Origin of the sequence: Pseudomonas paraversuta, assembly GCF_904063065.1 — a bacterium.
Lineage (GTDB): Bacteria > Pseudomonadota > Gammaproteobacteria > Pseudomonadales > Pseudomonadaceae > Aquipseudomonas > Aquipseudomonas paraversuta.
The window spans coordinates 101,794-120,477 of record NZ_CAJFCL010000003.1; the positions used below are offsets into that span (position 1 = coordinate 101,794).

Sequence of the window (18,684 nt, forward strand, 5' to 3'; positions counted from 1 at the left end):
TGTAGGAGCCAGCTTGCTGGCGATGGCAACACTGCGATCCGCCAAGCACCCCCGTGGCCCCTGCGGTCAATCAGACAAAGCCCGACCTGAACCCGCCCCCTTATCTGTAGGAGCCAGCTTGCTGGCGATGGCAACACTGCGATCCGCCAAGCAACCCCGTGACCCCTGCGGTCAAACAGACAAACCCCGAACTGAACCCGCCCCCCCTTATCTGTAGGAGCCAGCTTGCTGGCGATGGCAACACTGCGGTTCGCCAAGCAACCCCGTGACCCCTGCGGTCAATCAGACAAAGCCCGACCTGAGCCCGCCCCCTTATCTGTAGGAGCCAGCTCGCTGGCGATGGCAACACTGCTATCCGCCATGCAACCCCGTGGCGGCTGCAGTCAAGCAGGCAAAGTCCTAAATGAACCCCGCTCTCTGTAGGAGCCAGCTTGCTGGCGATGTGTGTCTTGTCATGCGTAGCCCGGGCAATGAGGCGTCTACTACGGCGCTGCAGGCTGGTCTAGAGGTGTTGGCAGGATGAATTGTTTCAGCATCCTATTTTATTGGGTTTTTTTCAGTTTCTAGGAGTTTTCCGATTTTTCGGAGTGATGGACGTCTATAAGATTCGCCCTCGTCAACAGCGCAGTTACAACAGGTAACATTAAGTGGCTGCTGATTGAATGTTTAACGCGACTTGTCAGTTTTAGTGATTCTCAAACTAATAATAAAAAAACGACAACCTGGGGCGTCCTGAGTTTTTTTCGGCCAAGAGTTGCTGTCGTATAACGATGTTGATTATTTGAGTCGGGCATAAACCCGGGTTGTTTAGTTGGTGAGTTAATTAGTGAGAAATCGATGAAAAAGGTAATGCTGGCTTTAGTATGTTGTGCGGGTTTTTCGTTGTCGTCGGTGCAGGCGGCGGCCCCAAATATTAATGTAGGTTCATTGTTTGATTTTATTAATTCCGATAAAGGCACCTTTCTCAAGCGTGTTCGTAACAGTGGTGATGCCACGGCATTTGTCAGAGTAGAGATCAGTGAGATTGTCTACGATGCTGATAGAAAGCCGGTTGAGCAGCCTGTTGAGAATACCCGTCTGGGTGAAGATAAAGATGGTCTGGTAGCCAGTCCGGCGCGGTTGATCATTCCGGCGAACAGTCAACAGTCGGCGCGCCTGCTTTATTCCGGTGATCGCACCCATGAGAAGTATTACCGGGTGCGCTTTGTTCCGGCCATGCCGGACAAGTCCGATGACTTTTCGCTGTCTACAGAAGAGCGTGATCAGTATAAGAAAGAAATGTCTGCCGGCGTCAGTATCATGACCGGTTACGGCACTATCGTTGTAGTGCATCCGTCCAAGGCACATTTTGCAACGGATATTAAGGAAGGGGCGGACGGCTATACCGTGAGTAATAACGGTAATAGCACCATTGTGCTGGACGGCTTCAAGGCGTGCGGCGCCAAAGGCAAAGACTGTCAGCCGGGTCGGCAAATTCATTTATTGCCACAGAGCAGTCAAACCTTTAGCAAGTCTGAGCAGCACACTTACGAATTCAAACTTATCGAAGGGAGCCAGGAAAAACCGGTTCGCTTGGGTTTCAAGTAAATGCAATAACCTTTTGTTCCGTGCAGGGACTTTACTACCGAGAGAGATGTAATGATGAAGATCCGTTCGTTGTTTGCTGCCACCTTGTTGGCTTCTTCCAGTGCTGCCTTTGCTGCAGCTGTTCCCTTTGATCTGAACGTCAAGGCTATTGTGCCTTCGGCAACGGGCCTTGCTGTCTGGGATAATACCGGGTGGTCCACGACTGATTTGAATATGGCCTACGACCATAACGTAAAAGACTTCAAAACTGTGGGCGGTCCGCTGAACATTAAAGGTGGTACTACTGCGGTTAAGTCCTATCTGGTTTTTGAACCAAAATTGTTGGACGCAAGCGAAGTTATTGATATGGAAGTCAAGGTGGGTGGTGTGGCTTTGAAGGTGGGTTCAGCCGCTGCTGTTGACGTGGCTACCGCTGCAGAAGCTACCGCGGGTGCAATCAAGGAAGTTCAAATCAGCGCCATCGAACCGGCTACTGGTTATAAAGAGGGTAGCTACGCAGGTGCTGTGCACATGATGTTTGAGTCTGCTCCTGCTGCTCCGTAATAGATAAAGGCTGTAAAGGTTATTGAATAAAGCTCCTGAAGCGGGGCTTTATTCCCCTTGCCCTGTTTTTAGGAGCTGTTGTGTTGTTTAAATTGCATGCCCTCAGTGTTGCAGTTGCGTTGTGTTGCGCCTCTGTTCAGGCGTCGGCAACAGCCCCTGAAACCGCAGCAGTAAAAATGAAGTCCTCCCTGAGTTTGCTTGAGCAGACTCAGGGTCTTCCAAAAGATTTCCTTGAACATTTTTTCGATCTGCCCCTGGCGGTGCGGATTGAGCAAGACGGCAAGTTCCTCGGCGATGGTCGCGTGGTCTTGTCCCGTAATAACACCCTTCAACTGCTGGAGATGAGCGAGTTTCACGACAGCAAGCTCAGCGCCGCGGATCGCCAGCGCTGGACGGATTACCTCAGCCAGCCGCGCCCGCTCGGCGAGTGCACTGCCAGCTGTGACAATGGCCTGGTGGCCATGCATTACAGTCTGGAAAGCTCGCAGCTGTCGCTGGTAACCCGTGGTGCCGAGGTCAACCCTGAAGAAGTGCGCTATCACCAGCTGCCCGAGGGCGGCAGTCACGGCCTGGTGCTGCGTAACCAGCTCAATGTGTTTGGTGGCAGCGGCACGGATACCAATGGCCGTTATTCGGTGGATGCTCAGGGCAGTATCGGTAACTGGACCACGGTCGGTAATTACCAGGTGGACCGCAGTACTTATGAAGGCGCCGAAACCCGGCAGTCGATCCAGAGCCTGTACGGCCAGCGCGAGCACGAGAATCAATTTGTGCGCGCCGGCTTTTTCCAGCCCAACTTCCAGGGCGTGGCGCGTCAGCCCAGCGCCCCGGGGGCGGTGCCCAGTACCATTGTCGGGCTTATGCTCGGTACCTCCGACATCCTGGCCATCGATAGCGCCAGCCCGAGCATTTATCCGGTCTATGTCACGGCCAATCGCCAGGGCACGGTTGAAATCTATCGCAATGGCAGCCTTATCTACACCCAGCCGGTAGAGCCGGGTTTGCAGCTGATCGATACCCGGCGCCTGCCCGGCGGTATTTACGAGGTTGAGGTGCGTCTGGTGGAAGACGGCAATGTCACGTCCAGCGAGACCGAGCTGATCAATAAACCTGCGCACTGGAGCAATGCCCAGGAGCGCTGGCGCTACAGTTCGTTTGTCGGCCAGCAGCGTAACCTGCTGAACAGCTACAGCACCGACGATGCCAATGAGCTGGCGGTGGGCGGGGTGGTCAACTATCTGGCTCACCCGCGCGCAGTATTGGGCGCCATGGTGCAGCAGGTGGGTAAAGAGCGGTCCGTGGGTGGCTCGCTGAACTGGCACGCCAGCGATAGCGCCAATCTCTACGCCAACGTTTTTCACTCCAGTGAGTACGGGATGGGGCTGGATGTGCAGGCGATCCGCAACTATGCCACCGGTAGCATAATGTTCAACCACAGCCTGAACTGGCAGAACGCCGACAAGTACCTCAAGACCCAGGCCGGCCCCCAGCAGAACTCGGCCATCGCCCTCAATCACCGACTGGACGACATCAACAGCCTGACGGCCCGTGCGTCATACAGCAATGGTGTGACCAATGGTGTGGGGCTGGATCTGTCGTTCAGTCGGCGCTCCAGGTTGCTGGGCAGCGATGCCACCTGGCGCACCTCGGTGTTTGACCGACCGGCGACCGCCAGCAGTGGCAGCCAGCGCAATCGCGGGGTCGATGTAACCCTGACCATGGCCCTGGGCAGTGACGGCCGTCGCTACAACGTCGGTGCCGGTACCCGCACCGGGAGTACGGGCGGGCGTGACCAGTATGTCAATGCCGGAGTGTCCCAGGACCTGCAAGGCGGCTTGTTCAGCAATGTCAACGGCAATGTGTCGAGCGACCGCTATGGCGTGGGCCTGAACGGTGCGGCTTCCTTTGACACCGACCTGGTGCGCGGCGATGTGTTTGCCCAGCGTTCCTCCCTAGAAGGCGGGCTGAGCGGCGGGGTCAACCTGCAAAGCACCGTGGCCATGGGTGGCGGCAAACTGGTGACTGCCGGCAATGGCGTCAGCAGTGGCGCCCATACCGGGATGATTATTGATGTCGAGTCCGACCTGCCGGACCTGGGGTTGATGGCGCAAGACACCAACGGTGCCACCACTGAGCTCAAGCCCGGGCGCAACTTTGTGCCGGTGACCGCCTACAAGCCCGGCAACCTGCAGCTGGACTTTTCCGGCCGCGAAGCACCGGCAGCATCGATTCACCCGTCAATGACCAGTTACCACCTGAACAAAGGAGGCGTGGCCTACCGTCAGGTCAAGGTCATGCAGACCCTGACCGTAATGGGTCAGGTGCAGGATGCCGCCGGCAAGCCGCTGCGTGGAGCCCAGGTGCGCAACCACGCCGGGCGCAGCGTTGCCGAAGCGGATGGCTTTTTCACCCTGGAAATGAGTGCCCGCCAGCCGATGCTGGAAGTGTCCCACCCCAGTATCAAGGGCTGCACTTTCCATCTCGACGACAAGCGCTACCCGCGCGAAGGCGATGTGGTGATGGTGGGTAAGCTCAAGTGCGACGATCTGAACACCAGCAAACCGTTGCTTAGTGCTAACGCCGAGTAGCAAGGATAAACATGAATATTATAGTTTTGATCAAACAGAGTCGTAGCGCCTTGCTGTTATTGGTGTTGTTGGTGCTTGGGCAGCTGGTGTGGCTGGCACCGGCGCGGGCGGTAACTGTTGGTGTATTTGCTGAGTTCACCCCCAGTCTGAATAATCCTAATAATAAGACGTTTACCAATACTTCGCCTTTAAGCGGTGTTTGCTCCGGTACCCACAAGGATTGGTGCAAAGCTAACAATGTGTTCAGTATCGGAGTACCGTCAACGGGCACCAAAAGAGGTAATGGTGTTGCGGATTTTGGTCGCGGCTCGATATATTACGGTCTTCCTGAGCAGCGTATAATTACCGTGACGTCCGGCACTGGTGAGACGGCGGAAGTAATTTTTCGAATCACAGGCATGGCATTTAGGTTGCGCCACTATGACTTGCCTGAGAATGGTTGGGTAAGCGATTTGTCAGAGTTAAGGGGGTGCAGTCGAGTATATTCCAATAATGATTCTGCCAGTAATATAATGCGAATTATTACGCGAGACGATAATGGCGCGGGTGGTCGCAGCGTTTGTGCTTTTAAGATGCTCGCTGATAGAGAGTTTAGTAATTGGTCTTGGGATATAATTTATGAGATTGAGACTCCCGAGCCATTGAATATGAAGAACGGTGTCTACCACGGGGCTACCTCTTATTCCCGTGGGGGGGCGGGGACGGATTTTGATATGGGTGATGGTGCGTTTTTCGATGATCCCATGGGTTAATATTAACTTCCAACTCACCGTAAACCACATGTTCGCGCTCGACTTCGCGCCCGGTTACGAAACGGTCAATCTGCAACCCCTGGGTGGCTGGAACCAGTGGCAGGAGTTTGGCAAGGTGCCTGCGACATTGCGCAGGGATGTACCGTTCCGGGTCAGTGGCTCCACCGACTTTGCGGTGGATATCAATTGTGAGTACACGATGCCCGATGGCCGCTGTGGTATCTCCAATGGCCCCTCAACCGTCCCCCTGGACATTGCGATCAATATGCCGGGGTTGATGGGGCATAGAGGCGGTATGATTGCCGAGGCATTGAATTATCCGTTGCAGAAAGACGTGTTTGTACCGAGATTTAGCCCTATGAGGGAAGGCGCCGTGTTCCAGCGATCATCCTATCTGCGCTTTGAGGTCAATGGCGATCCGATCAAGGAAATGGTCACTCATCCGTCTACCGAGTACAAAGGCCGGGTAACCGTGATATTCGACGCCAATATGTAGCCTTGCCTGTTGTCATCTGACTGGCCGGCCACAGTGGCTGCGGGGTTCTCCCTCTGAACCCTGTGGCGCTGGCCAGTCAGTCGCATATCCGCTCTCTGCCGCCATGCAGCCCTCTCGAATACCTCCCATCCTCCCGCCAGCGTCTGGCTTTCGTGCCGCGCTTATCCTTCTGATGCCGCCTTTCAATACACAGCCTTGATACTTTCCCTGCCTGTATAAGCCGGCTCGCAAGTGCATGGGCCAAGCCTCAATACCAGGCCCCCGGATTCTTGTCCTGGCAGGCTTGCGTCTGTTACTGCCCACGCATCATTTACCCGTCATTCATTAATTCTCTATGCCGCACTCAAACCTGTGCGGGTCAATAACTTAGGATGAGTCCTAAGTTGATTGGTTGTTGGCGGTTTTTACTTCTGTTTTGGCCCATGACTCTTAGGAATAGCCACTTCTTTAAGACTATTCTTAATGTGTGCAGGTGTGTTTTTGTCATACTGCCCCACACAATTAAAGCGCTCGGCCTGAGTGGAATAATTTTGGAGTAGAACTTTTATGTGGCGCAGCGGGGCGATGAATATCGATGACTTTATCGTCGTTCTTTCCAGTCAGGAGGTGGGTGAAAACCTGGAATATGATTCCGAATTTCTGGCACTTATGGATGAAGTGTCCAGCAAGGAAGAGTCGCAGTACGGCGATTATCTACATATTCCGGAGCCCATAGACTGGGCCTCTGTTGAAACACGCTGCATGGGTTTGTTCGCTCGTACGCTTGATCTGCGGGTCGCCGTATATCTGACCCTGGCCTGGCTTGAGCGAGAAGGGCTGGCGGGTTTGGCCAAGGGCTTGGCGGTGCTCGATTATCTGGTGCGAGAGCGTTGGGAGCAGACCTACCCGCGCTTGAGTGATGAAGATCAATTCGACCCTCTGGTGCGGATCAATATTCTCGCGGAACTGGCGGTGCCCTCGGTGGTGGTGGCGGCACTTCGCAAAGAAGTGTTGGCCAGGCTGCCCGGTGGCGAGTCCCTGTGCTGTGCCGATCTGGCGTTGATCGCCAGCGGTCAAGAGTCGCCCGAGCGCGACGCCTGTCTGCTGCGGCTGGAGAGCCAGATCGAGCCGCAATGCTCCACTGAGCTGATGCGCGGGCTGGGCGCGCTGAACCGGGTCAAGGGCTTGCTGGACAGCATCGGTCAGGGGCTGGATGAGAAAACCGGGCTCTGTGAAAGCTCGCCGCTGCAGCCGGTTTCGCGGTTGCTGGGGCAATGGATCCAGGTGGTGGACAGCCGTTTGCGCCGTACCTTGCACAGCGTTGCCCCGGAACCTGAAGTGGCCGTGTCTGCGTCTACGCCCGCCGCTGTTGTCTCTGCCGGGAGCGTGCGGGAGTGCCGCTCGCGGGAAGAGGTGCTGCTGGCCCTGGATGCCATTGCCGGCTATTACCAGCGCCATGAACCGAGCAGTCCCATCCCCATGCTGGTGCAAAGAGTGCGTCGCCTCGCCGGTATGGATTTTCTCGAAATCATGGCTGAACTGGCACCGTCCAGCGTCAGTGACATGCGGGCGCTGGCCGGTATTCAAGAAGAATAAATGTTGTTAATCGTGATTGAGGGTCAAGTATGTCCAGCACTGCAAGCAGTCAAAAATTTATAAATCGCAATCGTGCTCCGCGGGTCCAGATTGAATACGACGTCGAACTCTATGGCGCCGAAAAGAAAGTTGAAATCCCTTTTGTCAATGGCGTGTTTGCCGATCTTTCCGGTTCCAATACCCAGGGGTTGCCCTCGGTGGCCGATCGCAAGTTTCTGGACATTGACGTCGACAACTTTGATGAGCGCATGAGTGCCATTGCGCCGGCGTTAAAGTTCAGCGTGACCAATGAACTGACCGGTGAAGGGCAACTGCCGGTCCAGCTGGATATTCAGCGCATGGATGATTTCAGCCCGGGTTCCATCGCCCGCAATATCGAGCCGTTGCGCAAGTTGCTGGAGGCCCGTAATCAACTTTCCAACTTGCTGACCTATATGGACGGCAAAAGTGGTGCCGAGCAACTGGTCGCCCAACTGCTCGACGATCCGGCATTGATGAACTCATTGCTGCAACAGGCCAAACCCGCCGTCCCCGCTGAATAAGGTTCCAATCATGCCTGCAACTGAACAGCTTCAAAGTCAAGAGAGCCAGGCCACCACCCTGGAGGCCGACAGTTTTAGCAGCTTGCTGCAACGGGAGTTCAAACCCCGCAGCGAACAGGCCAGTGACGCCCTGCACACCGCGGTGCAAACCCTGGCCGAGCAGGCACTGGGTTCTGTGCACCTGATTGCCGATGACACCCTGAGCACCATTGAAGCGCTCATCGCCGCCATCGACAGTAAACTTTCAAGCCAGGTCAATGCGATCCTGCACCATGAAGCCTTTCAAAAGCTTGAGTCGGCGTGGCGCGGCCTGCATCACCTGGTGAGCAATACCGAGACCGATGAAAAGCTCAAGATCCGTTTTATCAACATCTCCAAGGCCGAGGTGGCCCGTGAACTGAAGAAGTTCAAAGGCGCGGCCTGGGATCAGAGCCCGCTGTTCAAGAAGATTTATGAACATGAATACGGGCAGTTCGGCGGCGAGCCCTTCGGTGCCTTGATCGCAGACTATTACTTCGATAACAGCCCGCCCGATGTCGAGCTGCTGGCTTCCATGGCCAAAATTGCCGCGGCGGCCCATGCGCCGTTGATCAGTGCGGCCGACCCTGGCGCCCTGTTGATGGACTCCTGGCAAGAGCTGGCCAACCCGCGGGACCTGGGCAAAATCTTCCAGACCCCGGAGCATGCCGCCTGGCGCAACTTCCGCAGCTCGGAAGACTCGCGCTATGTGGGCCTGACCCTGCCGCGTTTCCTGGGGCGAATTCCCTACGGCGCCAAAACCGCACCGGTGGAAGATTTCAACTTTGAAGAAGTGACCCGGGGCGACTCGGCCAACTACCTGTGGGTTAACTCCGCCTATGCCATGGGCCTTAACATCAACCAGTCCTTCAAGCAGTTTGGCTGGTGTTCACAGATCCGTGGTATCGAGTCCGGCGGCGCCATCAGCGGCCTGCCGGTGCACACTTACCCCAGCGAAGACGGCGGGGTGGACATGACCTGCCCGACCGAAATCGCCATCAGCGACCGCCGTGAACTGGAGCTGGCCAATAACGGTTTCATGCCGCTGGTGCACTGCAAGAACAGCTCTGTGGCCGCCTTTATCGGTGCCCAGTCACTGCATAGCCCGCAGCAATACGACGACCCGGATGCCACGGCCAACGCCCGACTGGCCGCGCGCCTGCCTTATCTGTTCGCCACGTGCCGTTTTGCCCACTATCTGAAATGCATCGTGCGCGACAAGATCGGCTCGTTTAAAGAGCGCGCGGAAATTGAAAACTGGCTCAACGGCTGGATCAATCAATACGTTGACCTTAATCCGGCCACTGCCACCGATGCCGACAAGGCGCGTAAACCCCTGGCGGCAGCCGAGGTGGTGGTGGAAGAAGATGAAGGCAATCCCGGGTTTTACCGGGCCAAATTCTTCTTGCGGCCCCACTACCAACTGGAAGGTTTGACTGTTTCATTGCGACTGGTTTCCAAGTTGCCTTCGGTTAAAGCATAACGTTTAACAGCATTGTTAGCACAACAGGGCTTTCCCTGATGTGGTTCTTCACCCTGTGGTGATTATTCCTGGGAGTACATTATGATACTGGTAAAGTTTGATAAAGAAATCAAAGGCACCTCGACCGTTGAAAAGTATAAGGAATGGATTGAGTTTGAATCCTACTCATTGAATGTATCGCGCCATGTTCAAGTGCAAGGCAATGACCGTGATGTGGGGCAGGCGTTTATCTCTGAATTCTTGTTGACCAAAGGTGCCGATAAAACCTCGCCGGAGTTCTTTATCCAGTCGTTGGTGGGCACTGCATTTGATTCGGCCACTATTGTTGTGCTGCATGCGGCCGGCTCGTCGAAAACGTCGCAAGAGTTGCTGCAAATTACACTGACCAAACCTGTTGTCAGCTCTTTTTCTACGCAATGTACCGCGAACAATCGTCCTACCGAACACCTGTCATTGAACTTTATCAACATCAAGTATAAGTACGTCCACTTTGACGGTGATGTGAGTAAAGGCTCCGTTGAAAAGTCTTATGACGTGTTTGCCAAGGCTTAACCCTTTGGCTTCAGGGTGCCCGCCCCGGTTGTAACAGGGCACCCTGGATTTAAAAGTTGTGCCATGTCAGTCAGTTTATGTGCGACACGCGATCAGGGTATTGGTATGAACAGCAGGGCCTGTACATTACTGGAACGCTTGAGTCTTGGTCTTCATCCCCACGTTCCGTCAATCCACTCTTTCAATAGAGAAACGCTTTTGTCGCGGCTGCGCTCGGACCTGAGCACGCTGCTCAATACCAGCGGGCTGGCGGGTGGCCAGGACCTGAGTGCCAGCCCTTATGCGGCGACCTCGGTGATTAATTACGGTATCGGCAATGTGGCGGGGCAAACCCTGTCCGGTCTTGCCCCGCACCTCCTGGAGCAACGTATTCGGCAGGCCATCTTTACTTACGAGCCGAGAATCATTCGCCATAGTCTGCAGGTGTCGTGGGTTGCCAATGGCAGTGAGCCCATGGCCGACATGCAATTTCTGATTCAAGGGCAGCTGCGTTGCGCAATGCAGGTGTACCCCTTCACGTTTCGTTCTTTGTGGAATACCCAAAGCGGTGCGGTGCATATCGACACCCCTGACGGTGTGCAACACCATGGATGAGCGCCTGTTGCGTCTGTATGAGCGCGAACTGGAGTTTTTGCGCGAGGGGGCGGGTGAGTTCGCCCGGATCTACCCCAAGGTCGCCAGTCACCTCAACCTGGACTCCCGGCACGACCCCGATCCCGGCGTCGAGCGCCTGCTGGAGGGCCTGGGGTTTCTGACGGCGCGTATTCAATTGCAAATGGAATCCGAGTTTCCACACTTCACCAGGAATTTGCTGGAACGGGTTCAACCCCACTCTTTAGCGCCACTGCCGTCCATGGCGGTGGTGCAGTTAACCCCGGATCTGCATCAGGGCAGCCTGGTCAAGGGTTTCTCTCTGGCGGCCGACAGCGCTTTGAGTGCCTTCGCCGATGTTGAGGGCCAGAGTGCCCGTTGCGAATGGCGCAGCCTGCAGCCCGTGACCCTATGGCCATTGCAGATCGAGTCGGCAGAGTACCTGCCCAGTGCCAACCTGCTTTCGGGTGTGCCCGCCGGGCTCGCCGTGGAGGCTCATTCGGCCATCAGGCTGCGTTTGAAAACCACTGCAGGCACCCTGTTCAATCAATTGGCCCTGGAACACTTATGCCTGTACCTGGGGCGCCCCGGAGCGCCGACGCTGGCGGTGCATGAAGCGTTGCTGTCGCGCACCCTAGGCATTATCGCCAGGCCGTCGGGCAGTGATGAAGACGGGTGCGAGGTGATCGAACCCTGGCACATCAGCCAGGTTGACATGGAGCCCGGGCAGGATGCGCAGCTCAAGCCGCGCGCTGGCGACGGGGCCGACGCTTTTGCCCTGTTGAGGCGCTTTCTGGCGTTCCCCGAAAGCCAGCGTTTCATCCGCCTGTGCGGCCTGGGACCTGCGGTTCGCCGCTGTGGCACCGACTCGCTGGAACTGGTGTTCTTGTTGGCACCCTTGTCAAATCCGCTGCCGGCGGATCTTGACCCTTCGTTTTTCAGCCTGTTCTGTGTGCCGGTGCAGAACCTGTTCAAAAAGCGCACCGACCGGATCAATCTGCAGCAGCACCGCACCGATATCGATGTGGTGGTCGATCAGGCCAACCCTTTGCATCATGAAATACATCAGGTGCTGCAGGTGCAGGGTTACTTTCGCGGCGGTCGCGAGCACCAGCGTTTCGTCCCTCTGTATTCGCCCCTGGCCGGCCAGGCCGAGGCCCGGGGCACGGGCTTTTTCCAGTCCCAGCGCAGGCCTTCACGGCCCATGGCGACGGGGTTCAATGGCCAGCCGCCCTACGCGGGCTGTGACCTGTCCATCACCCTGGTGGACCCCGAGCACCCGCCGTACCGCCCGGACCTGCATCAATTGGCGGCCGATGTCATCTGTTCCAACCGGCACCTGGTGCAGCACATCCGTTTTGGCAAGGGCAACACCGATTTCGTCCTTGAAGTCAGTGCGCCGGTGATCTCCATTCGGCGCCTGGCCGGGCCGTCGGCGCCGCTGTCCCTGCCGGTCTCGGGCGCAGGTCCGTGGAGCGCGATCCAGCATTTGTCGCGTAACTTTCTGCCGCTGGCAGATGCGGACGGTCAGGCGGGAGCCGCTGCCCTGCGCGAGATGTTGTCGCTGTACATCGCGTCCGATGATGCCGTGCTGCAACGTCTGCTCCAAAGCATCCTCTCGTTACGCGCCAGTGTCCTCACCCGGCGTCTGCCCGGGCCGGGGCCGGTGGTGTTCGGGCGCGGGCTGCAGTTTGAACTGACCCTCGACGATGCGGCGTGCGAAGGCATCGGTGCCTTTGTTTTTGGGGGCGTGCTGGAAGGGTTTTTCGCCCGTTACGCGGCTATCAATTCCTTTACCTGCACGGTGTTGTACACCCGGGGCCGGGGCCTGATTCACCGGTGGCCGGTCAGGGGTGGCCAATGCATGGTCCTGTAGATTTCTGGGCGCAACTGCAGAGCGCTGCCTGGCGCTTCGATTTTTTCAGTGCCTTGCGCTGCATCGATGCCCTGGACCCGCGCACGCCAAGGTTGGGCACCAGCGAACACTTGCAGCAGGACCCGCTGCGTCTCGGGCAGGCAGTGTCGCTGGGCTTCGAGCCGGGGATGCTGCGCAACCTGCAACTGCGCGAGGGGCGGGCGGCCCGGCTGGCGGTTACGTTTTCTGGCCTGACCGGGGTCAACGGCCCGATGCCGCTGGCGTTCAGCGAGGACGTTTTGTCCCGGCAAATCAATCACAACGATTTCCTGCTGGCGGACTTTCTCGACATCTTCCATCACCGCCTGTTGTGCCTGCTGTATCGCAGCTGGGCGGTGACCCGGCCGGCGGTGTCGGCCGACCGTCCCGGGCAGGACCGTTTTGCGGATTATGTACAGGCCTTCACGCCCCGTGGTGAGCGCTATTACGCCGCTCAGTATGTCGACCAGCGGCGTAGCGCCGAAGGGCTGCTGGCGGTGTTGCGCGACCATCTGCAAATGCCGGTGCGGTTGCAGCAATGGTTCGGCCGCTGGAGCGAACAGACCGCCCTGCAGCAACCCCGGCTTGGCGGCGCCGGTGCCGCACAACTGGGGCACAGCGCGTTGCTGGGGCGCCGGGTATGGAATGCCCAGCACAGCGTTCGCCTGGTGCTGGGGCCCCTGACGATTGCCCGGCTGGAGCAATTTTTGTCCGCCGCTGCGCTGTTACAAAGCCTGACCCGTTTGGTCGATGACTACCTGGGCAGCTGTTTTGAATGGGATGTGCAACTGCTGGTCGCCGATGAGGCTGAGCCGGCAGTGCGCCTGGGAGCCAACCAGGCATTGGGCCTGGCTTCATGGTTGCCCGGCACATCGCGTTCGCTTCATTCACGGGCTTGCGTCTTGAGCAGGGCCCGTCTTCACCGACTTCAACAGGAATTGAGCCATGACTGATATCAGCCGCGCCAAGCTATTTGGCAAACTTGACCACCTGGCGTTCCAGGCCATGGAGTCTGCCACCAGCCTGTGCCGTCTGCGCGGTAACCCCTACGTTGAGCTGGTGCACTGGTTTCAACAAATGTTGCAGGAGCCCGACTCCGATCTGCGCCGGATCAACGAACGGTTCGGGCTGAACAACGCCCGGCTGGTGACCGACCTGATCAACGCCCTCGAGCGTTTGCCTGCCCGCTCCGGATCGGTGATTGACCTGTCTGGGCAACTGGACGAAGCCATGGAGCGCAGCTGGATATACGGTGCGTTGCAGCTCGATGCGGTGAAGATTCGCAGCGGCCATATATTGCTCGGGGTGCTGGGCACCAGTAATTTGCGCCATACCTTGTTCGCCATGTCGCGGGAGTTCGAAAAGATCAACCGCGAACTGCTGATGGAGCAGTTCAGCGAGATCGTGCAGCGTTCACCGGAACAACCGGCGACCTTTGTCGAGAGCGAAATAACCAATGTCCCGGGTCAGTCTTGCAGTGCCTTGCAGCGCTACACCAGCGATCTGACCGAGCAAGCCCGGCGCGGCGAACTGGACCCGGTGGTGGGGCGTAATGATGAAGTGCGCCAGTTGATCGATATCCTCATGCGCCGGCGCCAGAACAACCCCTTGCTGGCAGGCGAGGCGGGGGTGGGCAAGACCGCCGTGGTCGAAGGGTTTGCCCAGCGTATCGTTGCCGGTGACGTGCCCCAGGCGTTTCGCCAGGCACGGGTGCTGGCGCTGGATATCGGCCTGTTGCAAGCGGGCGCCGGGGTCAAGGGCGAGTTTGAGCAGCGCTTGCGCCAGGTGGTCGATGAGGTTCAGGCCGCGGCAGTGCCGACCCTGTTGTTTATCGATGAAGTTCATACCCTGGTGGGGGCCGGGGGGCAGGCGGGTACCGGTGATGCGGCCAATTTGCTCAAGCCGATGCTGGCCCGGGGTCAGCTGCGCACCATTGGTGCCACCACCTGGGACGAATACAAAAAGCACATCGAAAAAGATCCGGCCCTGAAAAGACGTTTCCAGGTGCTGCGGGTGGATGAGCCCAGCCCCGAAGTGGCGATCAATATGTTGCGCAGCGTACTGCCCACCTTGCAGGCACACCATCAGGTGCAAATTCTCGACGAAGCGCTGCATGCGGCGGTGAACCTGTCCCACCGTTACTTGCCTGAGCGTCAGCTACCGGACAAAGCCATCAGCCTGCTGGACACCGCCTGTGCCCGGGTGCGCATCAGTCAGCAGGCATTGCCGGGGGAGCTGGCAGACCATCGCGAGCGCCTGGCCTACCTGCACGCAGAAAAAACCATGGTGCAGCGCGAACAGGCCATCGGCCTGGGGGATCCCCAGCGTTTGCTCAACCTTGAGCAACAGCTGCGCGAAGAGCTGCATGACGGGCGAGGTCTGGAAGCGCGCTGGCAGATCGAAGCGGCATGGGTCGAGGAAATCCAGCAGCTGCGCGAACGCCTGCAGGCCGAGGATGAAGGCGAGTTTCCCGAGCGGGCAGCCCTGCTGGAGCGTGCCGATGCTTTGCAGCAGCGCCTGCAGGCCGCTCACGCCAGGACCGCGGCCCTGGTACTGCCCGATGTCGACGCCCAGGCCGTGGCGGATGTGTTGCAGGGCTGGACCGGGATTCCGCTGGGCACGTTGCAGCGCGATGAACTGGACACCATCCTCGATCTGGCCGCCAGCCTTGAGCACCGCATCATCGGCCAGCCCCATGCCCTGCAGGCGATTGCCAGCCGCATCCAGACCTCCCGCGCCGGCCTCGACCACCCCGGCAAGCCAGTGGGTGTATTCATGCTTGCCGGCCCCTCCGGGGTCGGCAAGACCGAGACCGCGCTGGCCCTGGCCGAGCTGTTATATGGCGGTGAACACAACCTGGTCACCATCAACATGAGCGAGTACCAGGAGCCCCATAGCGTGGCCTCCCTCAAGGGCGCGCCGCCCGGCTATGTCGGTTACGGCGAAGGCGGCGTGTTGACCGAAGCGGTTCGCCGCCGCCCGCACTGCGTGATCCTGCTGGACGAAATGGAAAAGGCGCACCGCGACGTGCATGAAGTGTTCTTCCAGGTTTTTGACAAGGGCTGGATGGAAGACGGCGAAGGGCAGGTCATCGATTTTCGCAACACCCTGATCCTGATGACCACCAACGTCGGCACCGAGGCGCTGTTCAACCTGCGCGGCGGCGAAACAGCCCAGGACCTTGAGCAGTTGCTGCGCCCGCAACTGCTCAATGTATTCCCCCCGGCACTGCTGGGGCGGCTGGTGGCCATCCCGTACTTCCCCCTGAACGACGAGATGCTGGGCAGCATTGTTGAAATGCAGTTGCAGCGCGTGGTGCAACGGGTGCAGTGCCGTTATCAGGTGCCCTTGCACTACGACGCGGGTCTGGTGGCGCATATCGTCGGCCAGTGCACCGACCGCCAGAGCGGCGGCCGTATGGTCGACACCATCCTCACCCGCGAGTTGTTGCCACAGATGAGCCGGGTGTTTTTGCAATGGACCAAGGATCAGAAAGCTCCTAAGAGTCTGAGTTTGAACATCGCAGAGGGCGGGGTGGGGCTGGAAGTTGAGATGTAAAGATAGCCGCAATGTTTTGGAGCTGGTCAATAGCCGCGCCACTATGTTTTCAGGCAGGTTTGTTGAGTCTCGTGCAGGTTAAACACTACATCTTTTGATGTTGAAGTGCTTTGGGGGATGCCTCTCGGAGCGGCTGGGTTGATGGTTTTAAATACTAAGGTAAGTTCAGAGTATGAGTTTTAAGCGGCTACACAAAGCGATTAATTATCACGAGCACTTGGAAGCAACTAATAGTGCAGGGCTTTGTTTGGGTCAGACATGGTTGTGGATGTCTGAAATTATAACGGGGGTGTCAGGCACCTTGTCGCCACCCAATTTTTTTATGGGGGGAAAGATACAGGCTGAGTACGAAGCTTATGATGATGCGGGTGGCAGCTCATTGGCTTTTATGAATAACAAAGTGTCTGAATTGCAGTTGAAAGTGCCGGATAAGTGCTTGGTGCGACGCAGTGTCAATGATTATGATTCCTCGGTTGCATTGGTGAATGGATTTTCGCTGCCGTCGGGTGAGAATGCGGTTGTTTATATGTCCTGGAAGATAGGTGCTGACAAAAGTCCGTTGCTCAAAGTAATGCGTAAATATGATAGTTTTCATGCGATGGCATTGCTCAAGTTGAAGAGTGATGGAAAAATCTATCTGTTTGATGCTAATTTCTGAGTCTTTGAGTGGATAAGGGAGCCGGGCGTTAAATTAAAAACAGATATCAAAAAGTATGTGCTTCAAAAGTACCATAGGCCTGTAGCGGCTATGCGAGGTGCCCTGATGCTGTCCACCAATAGTGATATACCGCTAAACTTTGAGCATGTCATTGTGTAGTGTCGACAGGACGTGGTTGGGCGTCAGCGTAAGTTCAGAAGTGCGCTTCAAGACGATAAAACTTTTTTCGCCATTTAGCGCTGGCTGCGTCCGCAATGGCTTGACGTGTTTCCTGAGTAATTCCAGGCGTGCGCCAGCGCTACGTCACTCAACGTTAGCGGTTTGGCGCTCTGGGTGGTGTTTAGTCGACCCTCAGTGTGTTGATTGGCTGAACGATAAGGATTGTTGTTTTTTTAAGTCTGGATGTAAAAGGTGGATGTTGTGAATAAGGTCAGTATTCTGAAAGAGTGGAGCCCGGAGAAGTTGGGCGCGTCTCGGGCATTGGTTCATACGTTGCGTTACAAATATTTAATGGGCGTGGGTACGGACCTGAGCCCGTTATTATCCAGGCCGGCTGAGGAGGTGTTTAAAACCTGGGATGTGATCAGCGCATCGCTGGTTGATTTGGGTCGTATGCAAGGAGCCAGTGCGGATTCAGACGCAGAAACCATGGCCTTTGGAGAATTGGCCCTGGTGCTGGATGTGCCGATTCAAAATATCTTGGGCACCCATGCCTATGATGTAAGTTTTCCTAATCATATCGGGACACAGCCTGGAAGAAACGGCAGCACCCAGGTCACCAATTCTTATGCCTTGGTGGATGCTATTTATTCCGGGGTGACGAAAAGCCCGGGCAAGAAAGTGGCGGGCGGGTTTAATCAACTTTGTACGCCGATGGAATTGCTTGGGCGTACCGCCAGAGTAATGAGCAATCATAATGAGGTGCTGCTTGTTGGGCGTCCGCATATCAATATATATCAGGGCTTGGGGGTGACGAGCCCGATCAAGGTTCGTGAGGTGTGGGTGTTGTCCAAGACTCAGGACCTCAACAGAAAAGCGTTTCTGGTGTCGAAGGCGCAACAGATAATGGCCATCAATAAAATAGCCGGTTCGCCAAAAATCATCTTGTGACGCTGTGGAACATTAGCCTTTTACCAACGAGGCGCTCACAGCGTCTTGAGGGGGGCGACTGTATAAACCTTAAGTCCTTGCTGTTTTCAAAGTGCCATGGATTTAATTTGAAAGCGCCAGGGCTTAAGGTTGCTCTCGCTGAACTTGATAAGAAAGTTTACGTGGCAGATAAGCGCTTAAGCGGATCTTCTGTTTGCGGGTATCGTCTGAAAAAACTTATCAAGTTTAGGACTATTCCTATGTGATGGTGCCTGCTTTTCTTTAGGCTGCGCCCATCAGTTATTAGCTACCGGTTGTTACCTAAAGCCATGAATCATTACGCGGAGGGCTACCTGTGCCACAACAAGTTGTAATGGGCGCGCTGTTAAGTTGCTCATTTGGCGCAGCGCCCGCCAAGTTGGCGGTGTTGCCGGTCAACCGGGTCACCGCTGAAGGCCAGCCCGCGGCCACGATCATGGATCACAAACCGATGGTCAATATCGCGCCGTTCGGTGTCTGCAAGTCGATGGCCAACCCGGCGGTGTCTGCTGCCACGTCTGCGGCGATGGGGGTATTGACGCCCATGCCTTGCATACCGGCTACCAGCTCGCCCTGGACCCCCGGGGCGATAAAAACCTTTATCGCCGGGCAACCGGCGTTACACGGCAAATGTACCTGTATGTGCAACTGGGCCGGGGTGATCAAGATCGATCACCCCGGCACCGGTAAAACCCTGGTCAGTTGAGGAGCTGTTGTGC

General features: G+C 56.8%; 16 protein-coding genes. All 16 read left to right on the top strand.

Translation table 11 applies throughout. The annotated features are described in order from the left end of the window. The first annotated feature begins 837 nt into the window (after positions 1 to 837). The 16 genes from JQ845_RS06580 (at position 838) to JQ845_RS06655 (ending at position 18,671) form a co-directional block, all read left to right on the top strand. Positions 838 to 1,587 carry a molecular chaperone gene (locus JQ845_RS06580; protein ID WP_203008779.1) on the top strand — a complete coding sequence of 250 codons (750 nt, stop codon included), beginning with the start codon at positions 838 to 840 and terminating at the stop codon, positions 1,585 to 1,587. Between the two features lie 51 nt (positions 1,588 to 1,638). Beyond that, positions 1,639 to 2,130 carry a CS1 type fimbrial major subunit gene (locus JQ845_RS06585; protein ID WP_203008780.1) on the top strand — a complete coding sequence of 164 codons (492 nt, stop codon included), beginning with the start codon at positions 1,639 to 1,641 and terminating at the stop codon, positions 2,128 to 2,130. 176 nt (positions 2,131 to 2,306) lie between these two features. After that, positions 2,307 to 4,718 carry a TcfC E-set like domain-containing protein gene (locus JQ845_RS06590; RefSeq protein WP_161718299.1) on the top strand — a complete coding sequence of 804 codons (2,412 nt, stop codon included), beginning with the start codon at positions 2,307 to 2,309 and terminating at the stop codon, positions 4,716 to 4,718. Positions 4,719 to 4,729: 11 nt separating this feature from the next. Beyond that, positions 4,730 to 5,470, top strand: a complete 741-nt coding sequence (locus JQ845_RS06595; RefSeq protein ID WP_203008781.1) for a hypothetical protein — start codon at positions 4,730 to 4,732, stop codon at positions 5,468 to 5,470. A 28-nt stretch (positions 5,471 to 5,498) separates the two neighbouring features. Beyond that, entirely contained in the window at positions 5,499 to 5,966 is a 468-nt protein-coding gene (locus JQ845_RS06600) for a hypothetical protein (protein ID WP_203008782.1), read from the top strand. A gap of 564 nt (positions 5,967 to 6,530) precedes the next feature. Further along, on the top strand, positions 6,531 to 7,541 hold the full coding sequence (gene tssA, locus JQ845_RS06605; RefSeq protein ID WP_236010191.1) for a type VI secretion system protein TssA: 1,011 nt from the start codon (positions 6,531 to 6,533) through the stop codon (positions 7,539 to 7,541). Positions 7,542 to 7,570: 29 nt separating this feature from the next. Continuing rightward, positions 7,571 to 8,083 (top strand): type VI secretion system contractile sheath small subunit, encoded by a 513-nt coding sequence (tssB, locus tag JQ845_RS06610; RefSeq protein WP_127195858.1) that lies wholly within the window; start codon positions 7,571 to 7,573, stop codon positions 8,081 to 8,083. 10 nt (positions 8,084 to 8,093) lie between these two features. Continuing rightward, on the top strand, positions 8,094 to 9,584 hold the full coding sequence (gene tssC, locus JQ845_RS06615) for a type VI secretion system contractile sheath large subunit (RefSeq protein ID WP_203008784.1): 1,491 nt from the start codon (positions 8,094 to 8,096) through the stop codon (positions 9,582 to 9,584). An 81-nt stretch (positions 9,585 to 9,665) separates the two neighbouring features. Next, positions 9,666 to 10,136 carry an Hcp family type VI secretion system effector gene (locus JQ845_RS06620; protein ID WP_203008785.1) on the top strand — a complete coding sequence of 157 codons (471 nt, stop codon included), beginning with the start codon at positions 9,666 to 9,668 and terminating at the stop codon, positions 10,134 to 10,136. A 105-nt stretch (positions 10,137 to 10,241) separates the two neighbouring features. Further along, positions 10,242 to 10,730, top strand: coding sequence for a type VI secretion system baseplate subunit TssE (gene tssE, locus JQ845_RS06625; protein ID WP_161718306.1), 489 nt, complete (start codon positions 10,242 to 10,244; stop codon positions 10,728 to 10,730). Further along, entirely contained in the window at positions 10,723 to 12,603 is a 1,881-nt protein-coding gene (gene tssF / locus JQ845_RS06630; RefSeq protein ID WP_203008786.1) for a type VI secretion system baseplate subunit TssF, read from the top strand. Before tssE ends, tssF begins: the two co-directional genes overlap by 8 nt. Further along, positions 12,588 to 13,574, top strand: a complete 987-nt coding sequence (gene tssG / locus JQ845_RS06635) for a type VI secretion system baseplate subunit TssG (RefSeq protein ID WP_203008787.1) — start codon at positions 12,588 to 12,590, stop codon at positions 13,572 to 13,574. The genes tssF and tssG overlap by 16 nt, the downstream gene beginning before the upstream one ends. Continuing rightward, positions 13,567 to 16,179 carry a type VI secretion system ATPase TssH gene (gene tssH / locus JQ845_RS06640; RefSeq protein ID WP_203008788.1) on the top strand — a complete coding sequence of 871 codons (2,613 nt, stop codon included), beginning with the start codon at positions 13,567 to 13,569 and terminating at the stop codon, positions 16,177 to 16,179. Before tssG ends, tssH begins: the two co-directional genes overlap by 8 nt. 172 nt (positions 16,180 to 16,351) lie before the next feature. Then, positions 16,352 to 16,837: a hypothetical protein gene (locus tag JQ845_RS06645; RefSeq protein WP_236010192.1), complete on the top strand. Its 486-nt coding sequence runs from the start codon at positions 16,352 to 16,354 to the stop codon at positions 16,835 to 16,837. Between the two features lie 420 nt (positions 16,838 to 17,257). Continuing rightward, positions 17,258 to 17,947: a hypothetical protein gene (locus tag JQ845_RS06650; RefSeq protein ID WP_178105448.1), complete on the top strand. Its 690-nt coding sequence runs from the start codon at positions 17,258 to 17,260 to the stop codon at positions 17,945 to 17,947. 352 nt (positions 17,948 to 18,299) lie between these two features. Continuing rightward, a complete protein-coding gene (locus JQ845_RS06655) occupies positions 18,300 to 18,671 on the top strand; it encodes a DUF4280 domain-containing protein (RefSeq protein WP_003446719.1) in 372 nt (123 codons plus the stop codon). Positions 18,672 to 18,684: the final 13 nt, after the last annotated feature.

Coding starts and splice junctions, on each gene's coding strand:
- JQ845_RS06580 (WP_203008779.1), top strand. CDS start 838: ATGAAAAAGGTAATGCTGGCTTTAGTATGTTGTGCGGGTTTTTCGTTG.
- JQ845_RS06585 (WP_203008780.1), top strand. CDS start 1,639: ATGATGAAGATCCGTTCGTTGTTTGCTGCCACCTTGTTGGCTTCTTCC.
- JQ845_RS06590 (WP_161718299.1), top strand. CDS start 2,307: ATGAAGTCCTCCCTGAGTTTGCTTGAGCAGACTCAGGGTCTTCCAAAA.
- JQ845_RS06595 (WP_203008781.1), top strand. CDS start 4,730: ATGAATATTATAGTTTTGATCAAACAGAGTCGTAGCGCCTTGCTGTTA.
- JQ845_RS06600 (WP_203008782.1), top strand. CDS start 5,499: ATGTTCGCGCTCGACTTCGCGCCCGGTTACGAAACGGTCAATCTGCAA.
- tssA (WP_236010191.1), top strand. CDS start 6,531: ATGAATATCGATGACTTTATCGTCGTTCTTTCCAGTCAGGAGGTGGGT.
- tssB (WP_127195858.1), top strand. CDS start 7,571: ATGTCCAGCACTGCAAGCAGTCAAAAATTTATAAATCGCAATCGTGCT.
- tssC (WP_203008784.1), top strand. CDS start 8,094: ATGCCTGCAACTGAACAGCTTCAAAGTCAAGAGAGCCAGGCCACCACC.
- JQ845_RS06620 (WP_203008785.1), top strand. CDS start 9,666: ATGATACTGGTAAAGTTTGATAAAGAAATCAAAGGCACCTCGACCGTT.
- tssE (WP_161718306.1), top strand. CDS start 10,242: ATGAACAGCAGGGCCTGTACATTACTGGAACGCTTGAGTCTTGGTCTT.
- tssF (WP_203008786.1), top strand. CDS start 10,723: ATGGATGAGCGCCTGTTGCGTCTGTATGAGCGCGAACTGGAGTTTTTG.
- tssG (WP_203008787.1), top strand. CDS start 12,588: ATGCATGGTCCTGTAGATTTCTGGGCGCAACTGCAGAGCGCTGCCTGG.
- tssH (WP_203008788.1), top strand. CDS start 13,567: ATGACTGATATCAGCCGCGCCAAGCTATTTGGCAAACTTGACCACCTG.
- JQ845_RS06645 (WP_236010192.1), top strand. CDS start 16,352: ATGAGTTTTAAGCGGCTACACAAAGCGATTAATTATCACGAGCACTTG.
- JQ845_RS06655 (WP_003446719.1), top strand. CDS start 18,300: ATGGGCGCGCTGTTAAGTTGCTCATTTGGCGCAGCGCCCGCCAAGTTG.